This is a genomic window from Bacillus sp. 2D03 (assembly GCF_003946765.1).
In the GTDB taxonomy this organism is placed as follows: Bacteria; Bacillota; Bacilli; order Bacillales; family Bacillaceae_G; genus Bacillus_A; species Bacillus_A cereus.
This window is the reverse complement of sequence record NZ_RPSJ01000013.1, coordinates 125,722-149,602: the sequence shown is the minus strand read 5'-3', so window position 1 is coordinate 149,602 and position 23,881 is coordinate 125,722. Positions and strand designations below refer to the sequence as shown.

Here is a 23,881-nt window from a genome sequence, read left to right as displayed (position 1 = left end):
CTAAAATCCCTATTTTGATAGTGTAAATGTGTAAAATAATTATGAATATTCAATGAGAGAGGGATTACATATGGAGAATAATTTAGATAGAATCAGAGATCAACGTCTAAAAGATCGGGTAGTTACACCTGAAGAAGCAGCTTCCTGGATTCAAAGTGGAATGACTTTAGGCTTAAGTGGGTTTACACGTGCAGGTGATGTAAAAGCAGTCCCGTTTGCGCTTGTAAACCGAGTTAAGAATGATGAATCTTTTAAAGTAAATGTTTATACTGGGGCTTCTTTAGGCTCGGATGTAGACAAATTATTTGCTGAGGCAGGAATTTTAGGGAAAAGATTACCTTTCCAAGCTGACGCGACTATGCGAAAAGGAATTAATAACGGAGACTTTTTATTTGTGGATCAACACTTATCTCATACAGCAGAGTTACTCCGCGCTGACGTTCTGGATATAGATTTCGCTATTTTGGAAGCGGTTGCGATTACAGAGGACGGAATGATTATTCCAACCACTTCAATTGGAAATTCCTTAGCGTTTTCCTTACATGCTAAGTCTATTATTATTGAAATGAATATGGCTCAATCCGCGCAATTAGAGGGGCTACATGATTTATATGAACCAGGTAAACAAGGGGAGAGGCTTCCAATTCCGCTTGTGAAAACAGATGACCGAATTGGAACAATCGGTATTCCAATTGATCCTGAAAAAGTAAAGGGAATTGTGTTTACGAATCAATTGGATTCGCCATCGACAATTGTTCCTCCGGATGAAGAAACGGTTATTATGGCACAGCATTTAATAGAATTCCTTCGAGAAGAAGTTAAAGTAGGACGATTAACAAATCGTTTAGCGCCGTTACAATCAGGAATTGGTTCAGTTGCTAACGCGGTATTGCATGGAATGTTAGATTCCGAGTTCGAAGATTTAGAAGTGTATTCTGAAGTTTTACAGGATGCAGTTTTTGATCTTATGGATGCTGGAAAAGTCAATTTTGCTTCTTGTTGTTCTATCACGCTTTCTGAAGAGAAAATGCAACAAGTATTTTCTAACTTTGAAAAATATCGTGACAAATTAATGATGCGTCCGCAAGAGATTTCCAATCATCCTGAAATTATTCGTCGCCTTGGATTAATCTCAATTAATACTGCATTAGAATTAGATATATACGGAAATGTTAACTCTACTCACGTTTTAGGTACAAAAATGATGAATGGAATTGGTGGGTCTGGTGATTTTGCAAGAAATGCACGCCTAGCTATCTTTGTTACTAAATCGATTGCGAAAGGTGGTAACATTTCAAGTATTGTTCCTTTCGTTTCTCATGTAGACCATACTGAACATGATGTAGATGTTATTGTTACTGAACAGGGGTATGCCGACTTAAGGGGACTTGCGCCAAGAGAAAGAGTGGAACTTATTATTGAGAATTGCGCACATCCAATGTATCGTGATCAACTACGTGCTTATTACGAAGAAGCAAAAACAAGAGGTGGACAAACTCCTCATATTTTAGAAAAAGCTTTTTCTTGGCATACGAATTATGCTAAAAATGGAACAATGCTTGAAGCGGTAGTAGAAACTGTATAGGTTTGTATCGTACGAAATAGTAAAACGAATGAGTGAGTTTGAAGATTAAATTTTAGAAAAAGAGAACGCCAACTTTTAGGGATGGCGTTCTTTTTCTTTAAAAAAATTGTACTGGTTATAATAAAGATTTATAAAAATAATCTCTAATTTATGAAAAAAAAGGTTTTTTGAAGTGCTTTCCGAATCAATTTAGTAGTTTACATATCGAAGGTGAGGAGAAAGAATCATGAAGATAAGAGAAGCGTTATTAAGTGAAGCAAATGAATTAAGTGAATTCGCACTACAATCAAAAGCAACGTGGGATTATAGTGAAGAATTCATATTTGCTTGTAAGGAAGATTTAACAATTACAGAAGAATACATAAAAAATAATTTTGTATATGTTTTAGAAAACGATAATGCGAAGATTGGTTTTTTCTCATTTTTACGTAATGATAAAGCTCTCGATTTCTTGTACATTCATCCTGATTACAAAGGAAAAGGTTACGGGAAAATACTTTGGGAGTATGTAATAGAAAAAGCCAATGAACTAGGATTAAAAAGTTTTACAATTGATAGTGATCCGAATGCAAAAGGATATTACTTGAAAATGGGAGCACAGTTAATAGGAGAGACACCATCAACTGTCTTTAAGGGTCGTTTACTGCCTCTTTTGAAATATGATGTGTAAAACTATTAATAGTAGGGGAAGATTAGAATGGATGATGTAAAGGAAAAAAGAATATATGGAGCACTAATAAAATCGTGGTCGATTGAAACAAGTTCAAAGTGGACAATTGAAAATCCAGCAAAGGGACAGTGTGGTGTAACGGCTCTAGTCGTTCAAGATATATGTGGAGGGAAAATTATAAAGACAAAAATAGGGGGCGTGTGGCATTTTTATAACTTTATAGATGGGCAGAGGTTTGATTTTACAGAGTCTCAATTCAATGAAAACCTGAATTACTTGGGTGTGGAATCAAATCGGGAAGAAGCATTTGCAGATACAAATGAAAAGCAATATAGCATTTTGAAGGGAAAAATAACGAAAGAATTAAAATTATCTTTTGACTCTTAATCTTTAATAAGTTACTATAATGGTGGTAACTTATTAAAGGGAACTTCATAGAGTTGAAAGGGGAAATACTTTTGAAAACAACTTATGTAAACGCTACAATTGTAACGATGAATGAACAAAACGAAGTGATAGAAAATGGATATATCATTGTAGAAAATGATCAAATTATAGATGTAAAGAGCGGAGAATTCGCTAATGATTTTGAAGTAGATGAAGTAATTGACATGAAAGGAAAGTGGGTTTTACCAGGGCTTGTAAATACACATACACATGTTGTAATGAGTCTTTTAAGAGGTATTGGAGATGATATGTTATTACAGCCATGGCTTGAGACGAGAATTTGGCCACTGGAAAGTCAATTTACTCCCCAAATTGCGGTCGCTAGTACGGAATTAGGATTACTTGAGATGGTGAAAAGTGGTACAACATCATTCTCTGACATGTTTAATCCAATTGGAGTAGATCAAGACGCAATTATGGAAACGGTATCAAGGAGCGGGATGCGAGCTGCTGTTTCAAGGACTTTATTTAGCTTCGGAACGAAAGACGATGAAAAGAAAGCGATTGAAGAAGCTGAGAAATATGTGAAGCGTTACTATAACGAAAGTGGCATGTTAACTACGATGGTTGCACCACATAGTCCATATACATGTAGTACAGAATTGTTAGAAGAGTGCGCACGGATTGCAGTAGAGAATCAAACGATGGTTCATATCCACCTTTCTGAAACAGAGCGTGAAGTACGTGATATTGAAGCACAATATGGAAAACGTCCAGTAGAATATGCAGCGAGCTGCGGATTGTTTAAACGCCCAACAGTTATTGCACACGGTGTAGTATTAAATGACGATGAGCGTGCATTTTTAGCAGAACATGACGTTCGAGTAGCTCATAATCCAAATAGTAATTTAAAACTAGGTTCTGGTATAGCGAATGTAAAAGCGATGCTAGAAGCAGGAATAAAAGTAGGAATTGCAACAGATAGTGTTGCATCTAACAATAATTTAGACATGTTTGAAGAAATGCGCATAGCGACTTTACTACAAAAAGGTATTCACCAAGATGCAACAGCTTTACCAGTTGAAACAGCTCTTACACTTGCGACTAAAGGGGCTGCTGAAGTAATCGGGATGAAACAAACAGGATCACTTGAGGTTGGAAAATGTGCTGATTTTATTACGATTGATCCATCTAATAAGCCGCATTTACAACCAGCAGATGAAGTGTTATCACATCTTGTGTATGCTGCTAGTGGAAAAGATATAAGCGATGTAATTATTAACGGAAAACGTGTCGTTTGGAATGGCGAATGTAAAACGTTAGATGAAGAGCGTATTATATTTGAAGCAAGTCGTTATAAACGAGGTTTGCAAAGATAACTAATTATGTGGCAGTTGAAAAAGCTATCCTTTTAAAAGGATAGCTTTTTTCTTGAACGAATAAATATTCAAAAGAATGTCGCATCTTTCTGTTCATATTTCTGCTATAATATATAACGCTTTATAATATTTTATACTTAAGGAGAACAACTCATGAAGCGAAAAAAGAGCCATTTAATGGTAATGGCACTTGTTACATCTTTATTATTAACAGCTTGTAATAATAAAGCGAATAAAAGTGATACAGAGGTTAAAAAACAAGTGTTAAATGTAACAGTATCAGAAGAAATTCCTTCTCTGGACACTGCGAAAACGATGGATGGTACATCAGCACACGTTATGCAAAACATATTTGAAGGGTTATATGTATTAAATGATCAAGATCAGCCTACTCCAGCAGTAGCAAAATCGTTTAAAAGAAGTGAAGATGGTAAGAAATATACATTTAACTTGCGTAAAGATGCAAAATGGTCAAATGGAGATAATGTAACAGCAAATGATTTTATATTTGCGTGGAAACGTGCAATTAACCCTGAAACGGCATCTCAATATGCATACATGCTCTTTTATGTGAAAAATGCGAAAGAGATTAATAAGGGAACAATGCCTCTTGATGCACTTGGGGTTAAAGCAATAAATAATTATACGTTAGAAGTTGAACTCGAACAGCCGGTTCCGTATTTTTTACAGTTGTTAGCACTACCTATATACTTACCACAGCATGAATCATTTTTGAAAGAACAAGGAAACAATTATGCATTGGAACCTAGTAATCTCATATATAACGGGCCATTTGTATTAGAAAAATGGAAGCATGAACAAGAGTTTCAATTAAAGAAGAATGCTGCATATTGGGATCGAAAGAAAGTGAAATTAGACGAAATAAACTTTCATATCGTAAAGGATACAATGACAGCTGTAAATTTATATGAAGCCGGAGATTTGGATCGAGTACCTATTAATTCGCAAGTTGTAGACAAGTATAAAGGGAATAAGGAATTACATATGTCGAGCGATCCTGGAATTGCTATGCTTCGTTTTAATGAAAAAAATACCGCGTTAGCAAATAAAAAGGTGCGTCAATCTATTTCATTAGCGTTAAATAAGGATGATTTCGTTGCTCACTTTATTAATAACGGAGCAAAGCCTGCAAGCGGGCTTGTACCAGTTGGTCATGTAAATGAAGTGACCGGTAAAGATTTTAGAAAAGAAAACGGAGATCTTTCTTCATATGATTTGCAAAATGCGCAAAAGATTTGGAAAGAAGCGAAAAAAGAGCTTGAAGTAGAGCAAGTAAACCTCGAGTTTTTAACGTTTGAACAAGATAATGCAAAACGGATGGCAGAATATATAAAAGGTGATTTAGAAAAGAATTTGCAAGGAATCGCGATACAAATTAAACAACAGCCATTTAAGCAAAAATTACAGTTAGAACAAGCAGGTGATTACGATATAACTATGGCAAATTGGGGACCTGACTATAAAGACCCAATTAGTTATTTAGAGTTATTTACGACAGGGAATCCGAATAATAAAATGAATTATTCTAATGTTCATTACGATGAATTAATAAAGAAAGCGAAAACGGATTTTGTACTAGATACGGAAAACCGATGGGAAGCGTTGCGAGAAGCCGAGCAGGTATTATTAGAAGATGCTGCGGTAGCGCCGCTTTATCATATTGGCTCAGCATATGTACAAAAGGATTATGTAAAAGGAATTGAAAAGCATCAATTTGGTGGTATTTATACTTATAAGAATGCTTATATTGCTAATGAATAAATACAAAAAACCTTACTTTTTAAAAGTAAGGTTTTTTACACATGAATTCTATTAAACCGATTTTAATAAAGCGTAAAAATTCGTATCATATGGGACATCATCTTGATACATATAATTTTTTAGAACGCCTTCTTTTTCAAAGCCTAATTTTAATAGTACTTTATTGGAAGCTTCATTTTCAAGAAATACAATTGCTCCAATCCGCTTTAAATGAATTGTATGGAAACCGTATGATATAACCTCAGAAACAGCTTCAGTCGCATATCCTTTTCCCCAGTGTTCAGGCAAAAAGGCATAACTTATATTGGCTCGTTTATGCTCAGAAGACCAATCATGAAAACCAATGGTACCGATGAGTTCTTTCGTGTCTTTTAATTCGATTCCCCATTTTATACCGCTTCTTGCATTGTAACTCAACTTAAAGTTATGAATGATTTGTTTCACTTGATCAACATCTTGTAACGGTTTTTGGCCATAATAGCGCAGTACATTAGTATTAGAAAAGCATTGTAGTATACGCGGTGCATCTTCTTCGGTAAGTTCTCTTAAAATGAGTCGGTCTGTTTTCAATATAGGAAACATGCTTTCACTCCATTTCTTTTGAAACTAGAATGTGTTGTTATTATATAATCTAGTCTGAAAATAAAGATTATTCAAGAGGGGAGTATGGTTTTAATTTATGATAAAATTGATTGTGGAATATATTTTAAAAAGAGGTTTGTATATGGAGAAAAATTCAATTTTAATTGTAGATGATGATCAAGATATTGTTCAATTTATAAAAGTGAATCTAATGCAAGAAGGTTTTAAAGTTTTTAGTGCTCATAACGGAGAAGAGGCTTTAGAAATAATAAATAATAACAGTATTCAACTTGCTATTTTGGATATTATGATGCCACAAATGGATGGGATAGAATTGTGTAGAAGGATTAGAGAGAAACATAGTTTACCAATTATGTTTTTAAGCGCGAAATCATCGGATGTCGATAAGGTAATTGGATTTAGTACTGGGGCAGATGATTATATTGTGAAGCCGTTCAGTACAATTGAATTTATCGCAAGAGTGAAAGCTCAATTAAGAAGGTATACATATTTCAACCAAAATGCTATCCAAGTAATGGAAAATAAAATAAATATTAGAGGTTTAGAAATAGATGAAGTGTCGAGAACTGTAATGTTATATGGAGAAACAATGAATCTTACGAAAACTGAATATGATATTTTACACTTAATGGCAGCTGCGAAGAATCGTGTGTTTACAATTGAAGAAATATATGAGAGCGTTTGGAACGAAAGAGCCTATGAAAGTAATAATACAGTAATGGTTCATATTGCAAGATTGAGAAATAAAATTGAAGAGAATCCAAAAGAACCGAAGTTTATACAAAATGTTTGGGGAGTCGGATATAAAATTGAAGATTAGATCTTTACAGGGTATTAGGGCGAAATTTTTTTTAGCTTTCATATGTAGCATCTTGTTAGCGACTGTAAGTATAATAGTGCTTCAAATTTTAGTTGGAAATATATATAGTCATGTTAATGCGTTAGAGGAAAAATATTCATTTGTATACTTTATAGTTTTTTTGATTTTTACTACGACATACTTTGCATGTATGACAAAAACAATGATGAAAAGATTGTCTGAAATTAATAAGAACGTGAAGGAAATAAGTAATGGTAATTTTGAAGTACATATACCTATTTCAAAAAATGACGAGATTGGTGAATTAGCGACGAATGTAAATAGAATGGTCAAAAGTTTAAAAGAGTCTATCGAGAATGAAAAAAAATCACAGGAAATGAAAAATGAAATGATTAGTAATATTTCTCATGATTTACGAACGCCAGTAACATCTTTAATCGGTTATGCGGACCTGTTAGGAAATAAACTCCATTCGAATGGAGAAGAATGTGAACAGTATGTAAGTATATTAAAGCGAAAAAGTTATGAATTAAAACATCAAGTAGATGATTTATTAGAATACTGTCAAATAAATTATAGAGAGATTGAATTACATAAAGATGAAGTAGATATGAAAGCATTAATTGAACAAATCATGATTGGCTTTGTACCACAATTAGATGATGTTAATATGAGCTTTTATATTAAAAGTGATGAAGTGCTGTATGTAGAAGTTGATGTGGCACTTATAGTGAGACTATTTGAAAATATAATAGGTAATAGTATTATGTATGGAAAAGATGGAAAGGAAATTGCAATTGGAATTTCCAATAAAACAATGAATGTTGAAGTAGAAATTAAAAATTTTGGACAATGTATTCCGGAAGAGGACCTTCCTTACGTTTTTGAGAAATTTTATCGTAGTGAAAAATCACGTAGTTCTTATACTGGTGGGAAAGGAATGGGGCTTGCAATTTCAAAAAGTATAGCCGAGCTCCATCAAGGGGATCTAACTGTACGTAGTAACGATAAAGAAACAGTTTTCACTGTGAAATTACCGCAGTATAAAAAAGTAAGAAAGTCGTAAGTATTTCTTTTATATGTCGTAATTTTTACTTTGTATCATTGAGAAAAAGGATATGAGAGTAGGGATGCGACATGTGGAAGAAATTTTTATTAGTGATTATAGTTTCTTTTTTAATTATAAGTTGGATCTTAGTTTATGTAGCTAATGGTGTTACATCAGTTTTTGTTTGGTGGAATATTCAGGCTTTTAGTTTTATTTCAGTTTTCCTCTTGATAGGATCAGTAATAATATTTTTTTGGAAAGGCATTTTTAGAAAGCGGATAGATAGAACGCTATTTTTAATCATTCTGTTTTCTATCATTGGAGCTTGGCCTGTCGGTTGGTTTGCTAATATAGGTAGAATTGCTTACCCAGCAGATATACAATCTATGAGTCCTAAAGCAGTAGTTCGTGTTCCTTTGAATGAACGAGCATTAATAGGCTGGGGCGGTGATCAGTTAGAAACGAACTATCATGTTATAAAGCCAAATGAAAGGTGGGCATATGATATCCTCATTCCACCTGCTGAAGTGAAAAGTAGTAAGTTAGAGGATTACGGAATATATGGAGCGAAAGTAATGGCACCAGCTTCTGGGACGGTTGTATCAATCAATAATGATGAAAAAGATTTAATTCCCGGATTGGATGATTTTCAGTCAATGGCAGGGAATTACATATATTTACGGATAGATGAAACAGAGACATTTTTGATTCTTGCCCACTTAAAGAAAGGGTCCATTAAAGTTAGAGAAGGACAACGTGTAAATGAAGGAGAATTTCTTGCTCAAGTCGGTAACTCAGGAAGTTCAAGTGAGCCACATTTACATATTCATCATCAAAGGCAAGACCCGTCCAAGGTAAGTATGTTTTTTGCGGAAGGATTGCCACTTTACTTTCGAACTGAAAATGGTGTCATGATGCCGGAAAGAGGGACATACATAAGTGGTAACTAGAAGAAAATCATTTCATCCAAAAAGAGTATTCCAAATTAAAATTGGAATACCCTTTTTCATTACCCTACAAATGTTTGATACAGTAAGAAGATATTTAAAATGATAACGAGTGCTGCAATTATCCAAGCGATAAATGTTGTTATACGGTGGTTAACGAGTGCACCCATAATCTTTTTGTTACTTGTAAACATAATAAGTGGTACTAGCGCAAATGCAATACCGAATGATAAGACGACTTGGCTCATGACTAGAGCGTAAGTTGGATTTACACCTAAAGCGATAATAACTAATGGTGGAATCATTGTAATAAATCGGCGTAAGTATAACGGAATATGCATGCGAATGAAACCTTGCATAATAATATCACCCGACATTGTACCAACAGAAGAGCTAGATAGTCCTGCTGATAAAAGTCCAATCCCAAATAATGCAGCCGATACAGGACCTACTAAATTGGTAAATTGAGTGTAAGCAACATCTAAATCTTCAACGTGCAAGCCGTTTTTAAAGAATAGTGCAGCAGCAACAATTAACATACTTGCATTAATTGCTCCAGCAATAACCATTGCAATAATAATATCGATAAATTCGAAACGAAAAATCTTTTTCTTTTGTTCGTCAGTTGTTCCGACTACGCGGCGTTGTGTTAATGCAGAATGCAAGTATATTGCATGTGGCATAACTGTTGCACCTAAAATCCCTGCTGCAAGTAATATACTGTCTACACCTTGGAATTTTGGAATAAATAGTCCTGAAAGAAGGGGACTTAATTCTGGTTTTGCATAAAAAACTTGAATCCCAAAAGCAATTACTACAATGAAAATCATTCCTGTAATAATAGCTTCTAGTGGACGAAATCCTCTACGTTGAAACTCAAGAATAATAAATGATCCGGCTGCAGTAATTAAAGCGGCAGGTAGCATCGGGATTCCAAATAGTAAGTAAAGCCCCAAAGCAGCTCCAATAAATTCCGCTAAATCTGTAGCCATAATAACTAGTTCACCTTGTATCCATAAGCCGATAGACACAGGCTTTGGAAAGTTTTCACGAGCTATTTCGGGTAAATTGTTTCCTGTAGCAATTCCTAATTTAGCTGATAACGTTTGGATTAATACAGCCATTAAGTTAGAAGCGAGTATAACCCATAATAGTAAATATCCATATTGTGAACCAGCTGCGATATTTGTAGCAAAGTTGCCAGGATCAATATAAGCAACGGACGCGATAAAAGCGGGTCCTAAAAATGGTAACAGTCTTTTCCAGCCTTTTGTTTCTCCACTTAAAGCTAAATGAGCTGATTGTACAGTTGTACTTTCAGAAGGGAGATGTTCATCTTTTGTTATATCTTTATTCATAGTAGTTTTCCCCTTTAAAATGTTAACTTGATGAAATTATTGTATTTATTCTTACTCATTATTTCAATACATTTAAATATGTTATGTGATAATTTCATTTGAACACGAAAGTTTCCTTAATGCAAATTATATGCCTTTACGCAATGGATGGTGTGATAACGTAAAATAAATTGGGAGTTTATGGTGTGATGACGTGGGGAAACATAATAAATTAAAGGGTCAATTTTGAAATTTATGTGAACATAAAGCCGATAATCCAGCATATTAATTGATGGAATTGCATTTGTATGATATATAATATATTGGGATTACAACATAACCATAGTGTTTTGATGTGTAATCTTGTTTTTTATTTTTGTTAACTGATAGAAAATAGTATAAAGAAAAGAAAATGGGATTCATTTTCTTATTATATATGTTTTGATATGAACGTTAACTTATACATGATTTAAAAAATTAGATAGGTGGTAGAAATACATTGGCAACTACAAAACCATACAGAGTATTACTATATTACATGTACACAACAATTGAAAACCCAGAAGAATTCGCGGCAGAGCATTTAGCATTTTGTAATTCACTTGAATTAAAAGGAAGAATTCTTGTAGCAAAAGAAGGTATTAACGGAACTTGTTCTGGAACTGTAGAACAAACAGAGAAATACATGGAAGCAATGAACAATGATCCACGTTTTGATGGCATCGTATTTAAAATAGATGAAGCTGATGGTCATGCATTCAAGAAGATGCACGTGCGTCCTCGTCCAGAGTTAGTTACACTTCGTCTAGAAGATGACATTAACCCACACGAAATAACTGGGAAGTATTTAGAGCCAAAAGATTTTTATGAAGCAATGAAACAAGAAGATACAGTTATCATTGATGCACGAAATGATTATGAATTTGATTTAGGTCACTTCAAAGGTGCGATTAAACCTGATATCGAATCATTCCGTGAATTACCAGATTGGATTCGTGAAAATAAAGAAGTACTTGAAGGTAAAAAGATTTTAACGTATTGTACAGGCGGAATTCGTTGTGAGAAGTTTTCTGGTTGGTTAGTTCGTGAAGGCTATGAAGATGTAAGTCAGCTTCACGGCGGAATTGTAACGTACGGAAAAGACCCAGAAGTACAAGGTGAGCTTTGGGATGGACAATGTTACGTGTTCGATGAGCGTATCGCTGTACCAGTAAACCAAAAAGAACATGTTATTGTTGGTAAAGACCACTTTACAGGTGAACCTTGTGAGCGCTATGTAAACTGTTCAAATCCAGAATGTAATAAGAAAATTTTATGTTCTGAAGAAAACGAAGCGAAATATTTACGTGCATGTTCTCATGAATGTCGTGTAAGTCCACGTAACCGCTACGTAATACAACATGAATTAACGGAAGAGCAAGTAGCTGCTGCATTAGAGCAAATCGAAGCAGGGAAGTAAACAGAATTCGTATAATAAAAGGGGTACTCCAAGTTTAATTTTGGAGCACCCTTTTTTTATTATCCGGTTCTGTCATTTGTCGGTTTTTGTCGGCAAGTCGATATATTAAAAAAATCGCTGATATATTTCGAGTTGCGCCGATATAATCGGAAAATCGCTTATGAAAATTTCACTTACTGCAGCGCGCCAAGAATTTGAAAATAACCTTCTTTAATTTTTATCTTCTTTCTCTTTAACGGCAGAAAGTACAGTTTGTTTTACCCAAGCTTTTCTTCGTTTATGTTGTAGACCCCATTGGTATAAACTTTGGGCTCCTAAAATAAGTGAAATGACAATGCCGCTAATTGCAATTAATAGAGCGAAAAATTCAAGAGGTGACGATATTTTGTTTGAATCGGTGTTTCTTAAAAGGTCAATCATAGTAAACCCTAACATTTGGCCCACTACAGAGTAGAGCGTTAAAATTAATAATAAAAGGCTATCTTTTTTAGAGGCGACATTTTCTTGATATTTAAACAAACTATCAAGATTTTGTTTCGCGTTCGAGTATAGAACCTCAATATTAAAAAGTTTTCTTAAGCGGAAGAAAATATCTTCACTTTGTGATTGGGATACTAATTCTAAAGAAAAATAATTAGCAGTGAACGAATTGATCGAATAAATTAATTTCTCTATTTCATTAGTATCTTGTTCAATGTTTAGCTCAGCATAGGCGTTTGCCATTTTTAATAAAACAATTTTATGGAATAGGTTTAATAATAAAGCGTAATAAAATTCCCCGTACATTTGACTAGCAAGTTTAGCGATTTCGCGTTCTCCTTCATTTGTTACACATGTAAAAATATGTTCTTCCATTATGAAATAACGATTTGGAGCCCATCTCTGGTAAGCGTGTTTTTTTAAATAGTCATGAATGTAAGGAAGGTTATTTGCACTCACATATGGCTTACCATCACTTGTTAATCCGGAAAGACTAGAAGTACGATAAACATCCACTTCATTAAGTTCCAAACTTTCTTTTAGTGACAATAAAGTTTGGACGTACATTCTTTGGTCTTCGAAGAAAGGGAAGGTTTGAAAGTATGAACTTCTTAATCTCTTCTTTTCAAAGAAATCAGTTACGCCATGAAATAAATAACCAAAAATGAATTTTTCAACTTGGGAATACTTTTTTCCGTTACATTCAATACAAATAGTCTCATTTGTATCATTTTTAGTTTCAAGTACACGGAAGCGAGCAGCAAATTCGATTGCTTCAGATAAAGTCATGTTTAGAGTAGTGTTTACTTCTGTTCGAATTGTTAAGAAGCCAAGTTCATAAGGACAAAGTGTTACATCAATAGAGTGTATCTTGAATGGAATTGAAATAAGGTTTGTTGTTAAATGTCCAGTTAAGTTAAGGTCCTTTGAATAACGTTGCAAGCCCTTTTGATGCTCTGAGTGAGGAAAGAGAATTTTATTTGTAAATGAAAGATAGTATGCTTCCATATTTTGATGTGAAACTTTAAACTCCCCATAATATGTATTTTCATCATCGAGATGATCGAGCCGAAAAGGACGGAAATCGTTTTTTTGTAAGAATGGGAACATATTTTGTTCATATCCAGCTTTAAACGAAAACGGGAATATAAATTGAAATATAGCTGTTGCTACATCTTTTTCCTCAATTGCTTGTATTGCCTCCATCTACATTGTTTCCTTTCCATATATGCTATAGAAACAACATGCCCAAATTTATTTGAAAATAACCACTGTTTTATACTCGATTGAGAGTGAAAATTCAGCTTATTTAGCAGAGGACATGTATAATGTTATGTATACTAAAAGTTATGAAATTGTATTTTGAAAAGGGGGATGCTGTATGCGGATTTTAGTATTAGGCGCTGGTGGAGTCGGAGGATTTTTTGGTGGCAGATTAGTCGAAAAGGGAGAAGATGTTACATTTCTTGTTCGTAGTAAACGGAAAAAACAATTAGAGGAAAGAGGACTTGTAATCCGAAGTGTTAACGGGGATTTTTCCTTTCAACCGAAATTAATAACGAAGGAAGAGAGAACTTCTCCATTTGATGTCATTTTATTTTCAACAAAAGCGTATCACTTAAACGAGGCAATTCAAGATTTGAAGCCGTTTGTTGGCGAAGGTACTGTAATCATTCCATTGTTAAATGGTATCGCTCATTTATCACTATTACAAAAAGAATTCGGCGAAGAAAAAGTAATTGGCGGTTTATGCTTTATCGAGACGACGTTAAACGATCAAGGAGAAATTGTACAAACTAGTGCTGCCAACAGACTTGTGTTTGGAGAAATTAAGTCTCAAAATTCAGAGAGAGTAAAGCATATTTCTAAAGCATTTGCAGGTACGAAATCTAGTTTTGTTTTAAGTGAAAATATTACGCAAGATATGTGGCATAAATATTTATTTATTACTGTAATGTCCGGTGTGACAACGTTAATGCGTGCACCAATTGGACCAATCCGTGAAAGTGAAGGCGGCCGTGATTTTATCCGTAATGTGTTTGAGGAATCTGTACAAATCATGAGAGTATTAGGAGCTCCAATAAAGGTTAATATTGCCCAGGAACATATGAAAACGATTGATAAAATTTCGTATGATATGAAGTCATCGATGCAACGTGATATGGAGAAGGGTTCGTTTATTGAAGGGAAGCACTTGCAAGGATATTTACTGGATGTAGCAGAGCAATTTTCTATAACGGCACCATTATTAAGCACTATATATCAAAATTTAAAGGTGTATGAAGAGATGACCTTTAACAAATCTGTAATAGAATTAGATGTATGAAAAAATAAAAAAGATAGCAATATATAAGTGTATTGCTATCTTTTTTATTTTTTTGTATGACAAATTATTTATTTCTTTTCGTTCTATCTGTCAAATTTATTTCCTGTTCACGTTTACCATATAACTGATTAATTTCATTTGCTACTGCATCTAAATATGAATCGGAAAAAATAGGCTTCTTTTCTTTAGACATATGGGTCTCCTTTGTGGATTTTTTAGTATTCATTATGTATATTTCTCAGTGGATTATGCACAATCATTTTAATTTTTTTCTTATTAAAAATTTTTGTTTACTTTTTGAAAATAAAGGAGTATTATAATCCACAGTTTCAATTTTCTAAATCGCTGAAACCGCATGGTACGGGGGACCCGTTTTTACGGATTAGTACATAATCCGATGGGGTGAATCCTTGAAAAAGGTAGGGCTACTCATAGGCCCGAATCCGACAGCTAACCTCGTAAGCGTTATATTGAGAAGGAAGGTGGAGCTTGTGCGACAAAAAAAATAATGTCTACAAGTCTATTTCGCTATGGCTTGTAGACATTTTTTGTTTTCTGAAGAAATAGTTTACTGGCTGTAACAAGCAGAAAAGTTCGTACAAAATTATTGGAGAGTGGACAGCATTGGTTTCATCTATTAAAAGATTTTTAATTGGAAGACCGTTAAAATCAACAGAGCTTGGAGAACAAAAGCTTAATAAAACGAAAGCTTTAGCTATTTTATCTTCTGACGCATTATCATCAGTTGCTTACGGTCCAGAGCAAATTTTAATTGCTTTAGCAGGTGTTGGAGCGATCGCTTATTGGTATTCCATTCCGATCGCTGTTGGAGTATTAGTATTATTGACAGCCCTTATTTTATCTTATCGACAAATTATTTTTGCTTATCCGCATGGCGGGGGAGCGTATGTTGTATCAAAAGAAAATTTAGGGATGAATCCAGGCTTAATTGCTGGAGGATCTTTATTAGTTGACTATATTTTAACTGTAGCCGTTAGTGTGTCCGCTGGTACAGATGCAATTACGTCTGCGTTTCCTAGCTTACATGCACATAACGTAATTATTGCGGTTATATTTGTTATATTAATTACGATATTAAATTTAAGAGGAGTAACGGAATCAGCTTCCGTTTTAGCATATCCTGTTTATTTATTCGTTTTAGCACTATTTATATTAATTGGTGTGGGTATATATAATATTTTAACTGGTCATGTTTCACCTACTTTACATGCGCCGATTGGTACACCAGTTGCAGGGATTAGTTTATTTTTATTACTAAGAGCATTTGCATCAGGTAGTTCTGCTTTAACAGGTGTTGAAGCAATTTCAAATGCAATTCCGAACTTTAAAGATCCTGCGCCAAACAATGCTGCAAAAACATTGCTTGCAATGGGTGCATTACTTGCTGTGTTATTTTCAGGAATTGTATTTTTAGCTTATTATTACGGAGTGACTCCGAGTAAAGAAGTAACAGTTGTTTCTCAAATTGCTGAACAAACATTTGGACGTAATTTCATGTACTATTTCATACAAGGTACAACAGCTTTAATATTAATTCTCGCTGCTAATACAGGTTATTCTGCATTTCCTTTATTAGCGGTTAACCTTGCAAAAGATAAATTCATACCGAGAATGTTTACGATTAGAGGAGACCGTCTAGGTTACTCAAACGGTATTATTATACTTGGAGTTGCTTCGATTATTTTAATTGTAGCTTTCCAAGGACAAACAGAACATTTAATTCCACTATATGCAGTAGGTGTATTTATTCCATTTACACTTTCTCAAACAGGGATGGTATTAAAATGGCTTCGCGAAAAGCCTGAAGGATGGGCTTTAAGATTAACGATTAATTTAATTGGTGCAGTTATTAGTTTTATCGTAATGAGCATGTTCTTCTTAACTAAATTTGCACAAGTTTGGTCGATTCTTATTTTCTTACCAGTTATTATCTTCTTATTCCATCGAATTAAGAAGCATTATGATGCAGTGGGTGATCAATTAAGTTTAAAAACTTGCGAACCTCTTATTCCAATTGAGGGGAATGTAATTGTCGTTCCTGTAGCAGGTATGACGCATGTAGTAGAAAATTCGTTGAACTATGCAAAATCTCTTTCGGCAGATCAAGTTATCGCAGTATATGTTGCTTTTGACAGAGAAGAGGAAAAGAAATTTGAAGAGAAATGGAAGAAGTGGCAACCTGAAGTAAGGCTTGTTACATTACATTCTCATTATAGAAGTATTATTCAGCCGCTAACAAAGTTTATTGATACAGTGCAATATAAGGCAAGTGAATCGAATTACCGCGTTACGGTCGTTATACCACAGTTCATTCCGAAAAAAGGTTGGCATAACATTCTTCATAATCAATCCAGTTTACTCATACGTGCGTATTTACTTTATAAAAGAAATGTTGTTATTACGACAGTTCCATATCATTTGAAAAAATAAGAAGATTTTTTAAGGATAGTTTCGTGAAAATGAAGCTATCCTTTTTGTGTATATGCTATGCATAATTGCATACGGGGTTAAAAATTATATCAATATAATTTTATCAGTTATTTGCAAGTGGTGTTTTCTGTTGTGATATGTAGATATTTCAATCGATAAAGTGAATCGGATTATATTTTGAAATAAGGACATGAAAGCTTGAAAATAAAGGGAATGAAAATACTTCTTTACGTTATATAAACAGCTGTGTTTAAATGACCTTACAGTACAAAACTTATATGAAAACAAAACGAAATTTCATATTTATGTATGTTGTTTAGTTTAAAATGAATAATATTTTTAAGTAATATATTCACTGTGTGAATGTGAGAATTTCGATGGAATAGAAAATTTATACAATATTATTCATACTAAACACATATGAAAAATAATAAAATGTTTTGTGACGATAAGTAAGTGCTGTAGCAATACGAGAGAGGTGGTTCATACATGGATCACGGTGAGAACGTTCTCTATTTTAACCATCTCAAATTATGGGCAAGAAAATAGAATAATAAAATGCGATAGTAATAGTTGCTAATACATAGGAGGAGTTAAAGTGAAAAAGACTTTAATTACAGGGTTATTGGTTACAGCAGTATCTACGAGTTGCTTCATTCCTGTAAGCGCTTACGCTAAGGAGGGGCAAACAGAAGTGAAAACAGTATATGCGCAAAATGTAATTGCTCCAAATACATTATCCAACTCAATTAGAATGTTAGGATCACAATCACCGCTTATTCAAGCATACGGATTAATTATTTTGCAACAGCCAGACATTAAGGTAAATGCGATGAGTAGCTTAACGAATCATCAAAAGTTTGCAAAGGCGAATGTACGAGAGTGGATTGATGAATATAATCCGAAGCTAATTGACTTAAATCAAGAGATGATGAGATACAGCAATAGATTTAATAGCTATTATAGTAAGCTCTATGAACTAGCAGGAAACGTAAATGAAGATCAGCAAGCAAAAGCAGATTTTATGAGTGCATATGGAAAATTACAATTGCAAGTACAGAGCATCCAAGAGAGTATGGAGCAAGATTTATTAGAGTTAAATCGATTTAAAACAGTATTAGACAAAGATAGTAACAACTTATCAATTAAAGCCGATGAAGCAATAAAAACACTGCAAGGATCAAGTGGAGATATTGTGAAATTAAGAGAAGATATTAAAAGAATTCAAGGGGAAATTCAAGCTGAACTAACTACTATTTTGAATAGACCTCAAGAAATCATTAAAGGTTCTATTAATATCGGTAAACAAGTATTTACAATCACAAATCAAACTGCACAAACGAAAACAATCGATTTTGTTTCTATCGGTACTTTAAGTAATGAAATTGTAAATGCTGCAGATAGTCAAACGAGGGAAGCAGCTCTTCGCATTCAGCAAAAGCAAAAAGAGTTATTGCCACTTATTCAAAAGTTATCACAAACTGAAGCAGAGGCGACTCAAATTACATTCGTTGAAGATCAAGTAAATAGCTTTACAGAATTAATTGATCGTCAAATTACAACTTTAGAAACGTTATTAACCGATTGGAAAGTTTTAAATAATAATATGATTCAAATTCAAACAAATGTTGAAGAAGGCACGTATACAGACAGTAGTTTACTTCAAAAACATTTTAATCAAATTAAAAAAGTAAGTGATGAAATGAATAAGCAAACAAATCAATTTGAAGATTACGTTACAAACGTTGAAGTACATTAAATAGAAAAATAATTAGCGATATAGGGAGAGAAGAAAAATGACAAAAAAACCATATAAAGTAATGGCTCTATCAGCACTTATGGCAGTATTTGCAGCAGGAAATATTATGCCGGCTCATACGTATGCAGCTGAAAGTACAGTGAAACAAGCTCCAGTTCATGCGGTAGCAAAAGCTTATAATGACTATGAAGAATATTCATTAGGACCAGAAGGCTTGAAAGATGCAATGGAAAGAACAGGTTCAAATGCTTTAGTAATGGATCTGTATGCTTTAACAATTATTAAACAAGGTAATGTTAACTTTGGAAATGTATCGACTGTTGATGCAGCTTTAAAAGGAAAAGTGATTCAGCACCAAGATACAGCTAGAGGAAATGCGAAGCAATGGTTAGATGTATTAAAGCCACAGCTTATTTCAACGAATCAAAACATCATTAACTACAATACTAAATTCCAAAACTATTATGATACTTTAGTTGCTGCGGTAGATGCAAAAGATAAAACGACTCTTACGAAAGGCCTAACTAGATTATCTAGTAGTATTAATGAAAATAAAGCGCAAGTGGATCAGTTAGTAGAAGACTTGAAAAAATTCCGAAATAAAATGACGTCGGATACGCAAAACTTCAAGGGTGATGCAAATCAAATTACATCTATATTAGCTAGTCAAGATGCAGGAATTCCGCTTCTGCAAAATCAAATTACAACGTACAATGAGGCAATTAGTAAATATAATGCAATTATTATCGGTTCATCTGTTGCGACAGCTCTAGGACCAATTGCAATTATTGGTGGTGCAGTAGTTATTGCTACGGGCGCAGGAACACCGCTAGGAGTCGCATTAATTGCAGGTGGTGCAGCAGCTGTAGGCGGTGGTACAGCTGGTATCGTATTAGCGAAGAAAGAACTTGACAATGCACAAGCTGAAATTCAAAAAATAACTGGACAAATTACAACTGCTCAATTAGAAGTAGCTGGGTTAACGAACATTAAAACACAAACTGAGTATTTAACAAATACGATTGATACTGCAATTACAGCGTTGCAAAACATTTCAAACCAATGGTATACAATGGGATCAAAATACAATTCTTTACTTCAAAATGTGGATTCAATTAGTCCAAACGATCTTGTTTTCATTAAAGAAGATTTAAACATTGCGAAAGATAGCTGGAAAAACATTAAAGACTATGCAGAAAAGATTTATGCTGAAGATATTAAAGTAGTAGACACGAAAAAAGCATAATTGAATACGAATCGTTAGAGCGTTAAGTGTTGATGAATGATTTGAAGCTCCTGTTCAGTTGTGAGCAGGAGCTTTTGATATCCTTATAAAGAGAATAGGTGAAAAATATGCAGAAACGATTTTATAAAAAATGTCTTTTAGCGGTAATGATTGCTGGGGTGGCAACGAGTAACGCATTTCCTTTACATCCTTTTGCAGCAGAACAAAATGCAAAGGTGCTACAAGAAAATGTGAAAAACTATTCTCTTGGACCAGCAGGATTCCAAGATGTAATGGCACAAACGACATCAAGCATATTTGCAATGGATTCATATGCAAAATTAATTCAAAATCAACAAGAGACGGATTTAAGTAAAATAAGTTCGATTAATAGTGAATTTAAAGGGAATATGATTCAGCATCAAAGAGATGCAAAAATTAATGCAGCATATTGGTTAAATAATATGAAGCCTCAAATTATGAAAACGGATCAAAATATTATAAATTACAATAATACTTTTCAATCGTATTATAATGACATGTTAATAGCGATTGATCAAAAGGATAGCGGAAAATTAAAAGCGGATTTAGAAAAGTTGTATGCGGATATTGTAAAGAATCAAAATGAGGTAGATGGATTATTAGGAAATTTGAAAGCTTTTCGCGATAGAATGGCGAAAGATACAAATAGTTTCAAAGAGGATACAAATCAGTTAACAGCGATATTGGCAAGTACGAATGCTGGTATTCCAGCTCTAGAGCAACAAATAAATACATATAACGATTCGATTAAAAAGAGTAATGATATGGTCATTGCTGGTGGCGTACTTTGCGTAGCTCTAATAACATGTCTTGCTGGCGGGCCGATGATTGCGGTTGCGAAAAAAGATATCGCAAATGCAGAAAGAGAAATCGCCAATTTAAAAGATAGAATTTCAGGAGCACAAGCAGAAGTCGTAATTTTGACTGATGTAAAAAATAAAACAACAAACATGACAGAAACAATCGATGCAGCAATTACAGCACTACAAAACATATCAAATCAATGGTATACAGTAGGTGCAAAATATAATAATTTACTACAAAACGTAAAAGGGATTAGTCCGGAAGAGTTTACGTTTATAAAAGAAGATTTACATACAGCGAAAGATAGCTGGAAAGATGTAAAGGATTATACAGAAAAATTACATGAAGGTGTGGCAAAGTAAACAGTGGACTAGTTCTGCTGTTTATTTTTTTATCCTGTTTTTTTGTGAGAGTTGAACTTGTAATTATATATAAGTTTGTCATATGTTTTATCAATGTGGCTATTGGGTAATATTTAATCAAATTGATACGAATAACCTAAATAAATTTCTGATCAAGTCTTTTATATGTAATGTTTTAATGAAAAAAGCTATACTGTAAGCAAAACTAAAAATTGGAGAGGAAATACTACAACATGGAAAATTATCTATTATTTATCCTTACAGCAATGCTAATCATAATGATGCCTGGTCCTGGTTTTGCACTAGTTACAAAAAATACTATCTCGCATGGTAAAAATGGCGGGATAAAGACTGTTTTAGGAACGATATCTGGAATGATGATTCATACAATAATGGCTACGTTAGGACTTTCTGCTATCTTAATGAAATTTGCTATGTTATTTACATTTATAAAATATGCTGGGGCTGTTTATTTAATTTATTTAGCTGTAAAGTCAATTAAAAGTGCCTTACATAAAAAAGAAGATATGTCAGGTTCAGCAGAAATGGACTCTAAGGATATTGGGGCAATTAAAAGCTTTAGACAAGGATTTACTACGGCAATTTTAAATCCAAAAACCGCTGTATTTTTCCTTAGTTTTTTACCCCAATTTATTGTGAGTAATCAAAATCATTTCCTCCAATTTCTTTTATTAGGAGTCACATTTACGACTTTGACAGCAATATGGTATTTACTTTACATCTCACTCATACGTCAATTAAGAACTTTTTTAAGAAAAGAAAGAGTGAACCGTACAATGGAGGGTATTACGGGCATAGTATTGTTAGTATTTGGAGTTAGGTTATTTTTCCAAAAATAAATATGTAGATAAAACGAGAAATAAAAAAGTTGATTATTTCTCGTTTTATTCTTTAAAATCTGCAACAGAACCAGGATCTCCCATCAAAGTATAAATTCCAAGGGAGGAACCGTTTTTTATTTACTTATATACGCACAGCTGTACCACTGACAGCAACCATTAACATTCCATCACGAACAACTTCGTAATCTACGTCAATACCAACGATAGCGTTCGCACCTTTTTCTTTTGCAAGTTCTTTCATTTCGCCCATTGCAATATCACGAGCGTCTTTTAGTTTACTTTCATAAGCACCAACACGGCCACCGACAACATCACGAACGGAAGCGAATACATCGCGGACAATATTTGCACCCATAATAGCTTCACCATTTACAATATCAATATACTCAATAATCTCTTTACCTTGAATTCCAGAAGTTGTTGTTACAATCATGACTGACACTCTCCTAATATTTTATAATTTTTGATTAGCTTTCTTATGTCATAGAAAAAGTATTTTTGGCACCAGAAACAAGTCTAGTTTCTTACAGAATGAAACCAAGACAATTGTTTAACATATGTATCGCTATAACATATGCAATGGATCTTTTAGAAATAAGATAAGCCGCAGTAAGTATCAACGATCCAGGTAAATAAATAGCAATATCCGAAAGTTGGTTCGTATGAAGAAGTGTAAAAATCATAATCGAAATGATAGATGCAATAGCGGTACCAATATGGTAAGAAAAACGATTTATTAATATGTGGCGAAACACAATTTCTTCAAGTATTGGACCCAGAATACCAAATACAAGCAATGTAAATACAAGAGGTACCTCTGCACCCGTTTCAAGGAGCTGCTCTTGGTTCTCTGGTTGACCAGTTGCTAGAAAATACATAACACACTGTTCCACAATTAACGTAAATAAAACTACCATAGGAATACTTACTATTTTCAAAATTGTCTTCTCTTTAAAATAAGTAAAACTTTCAATAATTTCTTTCCTAAAGCAAATGATTCCTACAATAGCAGGTACAGTAAAACCGATGGCACTCAGAACAAATTCTGATTCAACTAAATTGACATTAGCTAAAAGTGATATGCCAAATAGTATGTACAAGCCAATTTGAAATGGTACAAACAGTGTAAAGATTATTAGCATAATGATTTCTTTTTTATTCATTTTTATAAAGTTCACTGTATTGCCCCCATAATTAAATTACCTATAATTTTTGATTTTTCTTTCTGCATAACGCTCTCCTTCTAAATATATTTATATAGGATTCTAAACCGGACGGTTCGGTCCGAATCGAAATCTAATGATACTACAAGTTTCTAGTTTTTTAAACCCTTTTTATAAAGTATTAACAAAATCAAAATGGAAAAAAGCAAATATATTTATATTTCAGTTGCTTTGTTACAATTTAATTCCAGTAATCATTAATGGTTAATCTTTTATAGAATGAAGTGAAAGTGGGAGTAGTTCAAACACTTTAGCTAAACATATTGATAAAAATTATATATAATAATCATATGTCTATACGTTAAAATTAACTATATATTTTTACACCT

Annotated in this window: 21 protein-coding genes and 1 riboswitch; of the genes, 15 read left to right on the top strand and 6 right to left on the bottom strand. The window is 33.6% G+C overall.

The features are described 5' to 3' along the window. Positions 1 to 70 precede the first annotated feature (70 nt). The 5 genes from EBQ15_RS24920 to EBQ15_RS24900 all read left to right on the top strand — a co-directional run bounded on the left by EBQ15_RS24920 (position 71) and on the right by EBQ15_RS24900 (position 5,803). Complete coding sequence (locus EBQ15_RS24920) at positions 71 to 1,585, top strand: acetyl-CoA hydrolase/transferase family protein (protein WP_000429809.1); 1,515 nt, start codon at positions 71 to 73, stop codon at positions 1,583 to 1,585. A gap of 226 nt (positions 1,586 to 1,811) precedes the next feature. Further along, on the top strand, positions 1,812 to 2,255 hold the full coding sequence (locus EBQ15_RS24915) for a GNAT family N-acetyltransferase (protein WP_000701892.1): 444 nt from the start codon (positions 1,812 to 1,814) through the stop codon (positions 2,253 to 2,255). Between the two features lie 27 nt (positions 2,256 to 2,282). After that, complete coding sequence (locus EBQ15_RS24910; RefSeq protein ID WP_000342921.1) at positions 2,283 to 2,642, top strand: YunG family protein; 360 nt, start codon at positions 2,283 to 2,285, stop codon at positions 2,640 to 2,642. A gap of 53 nt (positions 2,643 to 2,695) precedes the next feature. Beyond that, on the top strand, positions 2,696 to 4,021 hold the full coding sequence (locus EBQ15_RS24905) for a bifunctional S-methyl-5'-thioadenosine deaminase/S-adenosylhomocysteine deaminase (protein ID WP_001999581.1): 1,326 nt from the start codon (positions 2,696 to 2,698) through the stop codon (positions 4,019 to 4,021). A gap of 153 nt (positions 4,022 to 4,174) precedes the next feature. After that, the gene (locus EBQ15_RS24900; protein ID WP_000823521.1) at positions 4,175 to 5,803 is read left to right on the top strand and encodes a peptide ABC transporter substrate-binding protein; all 1,629 of its coding nucleotides are present in this window, start codon (positions 4,175 to 4,177) and stop codon (positions 5,801 to 5,803) included. Positions 5,804 to 5,854: 51 nt separating this feature from the next. Here the strand turns inward: EBQ15_RS24900 and EBQ15_RS24895 are convergent, their stop codons facing one another. Next, on the bottom strand, positions 5,855 to 6,385 hold the full coding sequence (locus tag EBQ15_RS24895) for a GNAT family N-acetyltransferase (protein ID WP_000483976.1): 531 nt from the start codon (positions 6,383 to 6,385) through the stop codon (positions 5,855 to 5,857). 142 nt (positions 6,386 to 6,527) lie between these two features. Here EBQ15_RS24895 and EBQ15_RS24890 point away from each other — a divergent pair, with 142 nt between their 5' ends. The 3 genes from EBQ15_RS24890 to EBQ15_RS24880 all read left to right on the top strand — a co-directional run bounded on the left by EBQ15_RS24890 (position 6,528) and on the right by EBQ15_RS24880 (position 9,224). Next, positions 6,528 to 7,226 carry a response regulator transcription factor gene (locus EBQ15_RS24890; RefSeq protein WP_000414524.1) on the top strand — a complete coding sequence of 233 codons (699 nt, stop codon included), beginning with the start codon at positions 6,528 to 6,530 and terminating at the stop codon, positions 7,224 to 7,226. Further along, entirely contained in the window at positions 7,192 to 8,292 is a 1,101-nt protein-coding gene (locus tag EBQ15_RS24885; protein WP_050427511.1) for a HAMP domain-containing sensor histidine kinase, read from the top strand. Before EBQ15_RS24890 ends, EBQ15_RS24885 begins: the two co-directional genes overlap by 35 nt. 71 nt (positions 8,293 to 8,363) lie before the next feature. Next, entirely contained in the window at positions 8,364 to 9,224 is an 861-nt protein-coding gene (locus EBQ15_RS24880) for a M23 family metallopeptidase (RefSeq protein WP_000265531.1), read from the top strand. 59 nt (positions 9,225 to 9,283) lie between these two features. On the opposite strand, the gene EBQ15_RS24875 is transcribed toward EBQ15_RS24880, so the two are convergent. After that, a complete protein-coding gene (locus tag EBQ15_RS24875; protein ID WP_001030677.1) occupies positions 9,284 to 10,579 on the bottom strand; it encodes an Nramp family divalent metal transporter in 1,296 nt (431 codons plus the stop codon). A 478-nt stretch (positions 10,580 to 11,057) separates the two neighbouring features. On the opposite strand from EBQ15_RS24875, the gene trhO reads away from it, so the two are divergent. After that, positions 11,058 to 12,017, top strand: a complete 960-nt coding sequence (trhO, locus tag EBQ15_RS24870; RefSeq protein ID WP_000246214.1) for an oxygen-dependent tRNA uridine(34) hydroxylase TrhO — start codon at positions 11,058 to 11,060, stop codon at positions 12,015 to 12,017. Between the two features lie 210 nt (positions 12,018 to 12,227). Here trhO and EBQ15_RS24865 read toward each other — a convergent pair whose 3' ends face one another. Further along, a complete protein-coding gene (locus tag EBQ15_RS24865; RefSeq protein ID WP_000387420.1) occupies positions 12,228 to 13,703 on the bottom strand; it encodes a hypothetical protein in 1,476 nt (491 codons plus the stop codon). A gap of 175 nt (positions 13,704 to 13,878) precedes the next feature. On the opposite strand from EBQ15_RS24865, the gene panE reads away from it, so the two are divergent. Continuing rightward, positions 13,879 to 14,823: a 2-dehydropantoate 2-reductase gene (gene panE, locus EBQ15_RS24860; protein ID WP_001221893.1), complete on the top strand. Its 945-nt coding sequence runs from the start codon at positions 13,879 to 13,881 to the stop codon at positions 14,821 to 14,823. A gap of 64 nt (positions 14,824 to 14,887) precedes the next feature. Here the strand turns inward: panE and EBQ15_RS31825 are convergent, their stop codons facing one another. Then, the gene (locus EBQ15_RS31825) at positions 14,888 to 15,016 is read right to left on the bottom strand and encodes a hypothetical protein (protein ID WP_000031873.1); all 129 of its coding nucleotides are present in this window, start codon (positions 15,014 to 15,016) and stop codon (positions 14,888 to 14,890) included. A 140-nt stretch (positions 15,017 to 15,156) separates the two neighbouring features. Continuing rightward, positions 15,157 to 15,303, top strand: a riboswitch (cyclic di-AMP (ydaO/yuaA leader). 144 nt (positions 15,304 to 15,447) lie between these two features. Between EBQ15_RS31825 and EBQ15_RS24855 the strand changes: the two genes are divergently transcribed. The 5 genes from EBQ15_RS24855 to EBQ15_RS24835 all read left to right on the top strand — a co-directional run bounded on the left by EBQ15_RS24855 (position 15,448) and on the right by EBQ15_RS24835 (position 22,326). After that, a complete protein-coding gene (locus EBQ15_RS24855; protein ID WP_000254884.1) occupies positions 15,448 to 17,274 on the top strand; it encodes an APC family permease in 1,827 nt (608 codons plus the stop codon). A 598-nt stretch (positions 17,275 to 17,872) separates the two neighbouring features. Then, positions 17,873 to 19,033: a non-hemolytic enterotoxin NHE subunit A gene (gene nheA, locus EBQ15_RS24850; protein WP_000751823.1), complete on the top strand. Its 1,161-nt coding sequence runs from the start codon at positions 17,873 to 17,875 to the stop codon at positions 19,031 to 19,033. A gap of 37 nt (positions 19,034 to 19,070) precedes the next feature. Then, the gene (gene nheB / locus EBQ15_RS24845) at positions 19,071 to 20,279 is read left to right on the top strand and encodes a non-hemolytic enterotoxin NHE subunit B (RefSeq protein WP_000162981.1); all 1,209 of its coding nucleotides are present in this window, start codon (positions 19,071 to 19,073) and stop codon (positions 20,277 to 20,279) included. A 107-nt stretch (positions 20,280 to 20,386) separates the two neighbouring features. Beyond that, a complete protein-coding gene (gene nheC, locus EBQ15_RS24840; protein ID WP_001171981.1) occupies positions 20,387 to 21,466 on the top strand; it encodes a non-hemolytic enterotoxin NHE subunit C in 1,080 nt (359 codons plus the stop codon). Positions 21,467 to 21,699: 233 nt separating this feature from the next. Next, positions 21,700 to 22,326: a LysE family translocator gene (locus EBQ15_RS24835; RefSeq protein ID WP_000433001.1), complete on the top strand. Its 627-nt coding sequence runs from the start codon at positions 21,700 to 21,702 to the stop codon at positions 22,324 to 22,326. A gap of 124 nt (positions 22,327 to 22,450) precedes the next feature. Here the strand turns inward: EBQ15_RS24835 and EBQ15_RS24830 are convergent, their stop codons facing one another. Beyond that, a complete protein-coding gene (locus EBQ15_RS24830; RefSeq protein WP_000637518.1) occupies positions 22,451 to 22,762 on the bottom strand; it encodes a heavy metal-binding domain-containing protein in 312 nt (103 codons plus the stop codon). A gap of 91 nt (positions 22,763 to 22,853) precedes the next feature. Further along, positions 22,854 to 23,507, bottom strand: coding sequence for a CPBP family intramembrane glutamic endopeptidase (locus EBQ15_RS24825; RefSeq protein ID WP_001009301.1), 654 nt, complete (start codon positions 23,505 to 23,507; stop codon positions 22,854 to 22,856). Positions 23,508 to 23,881 lie beyond the last annotated feature (374 nt).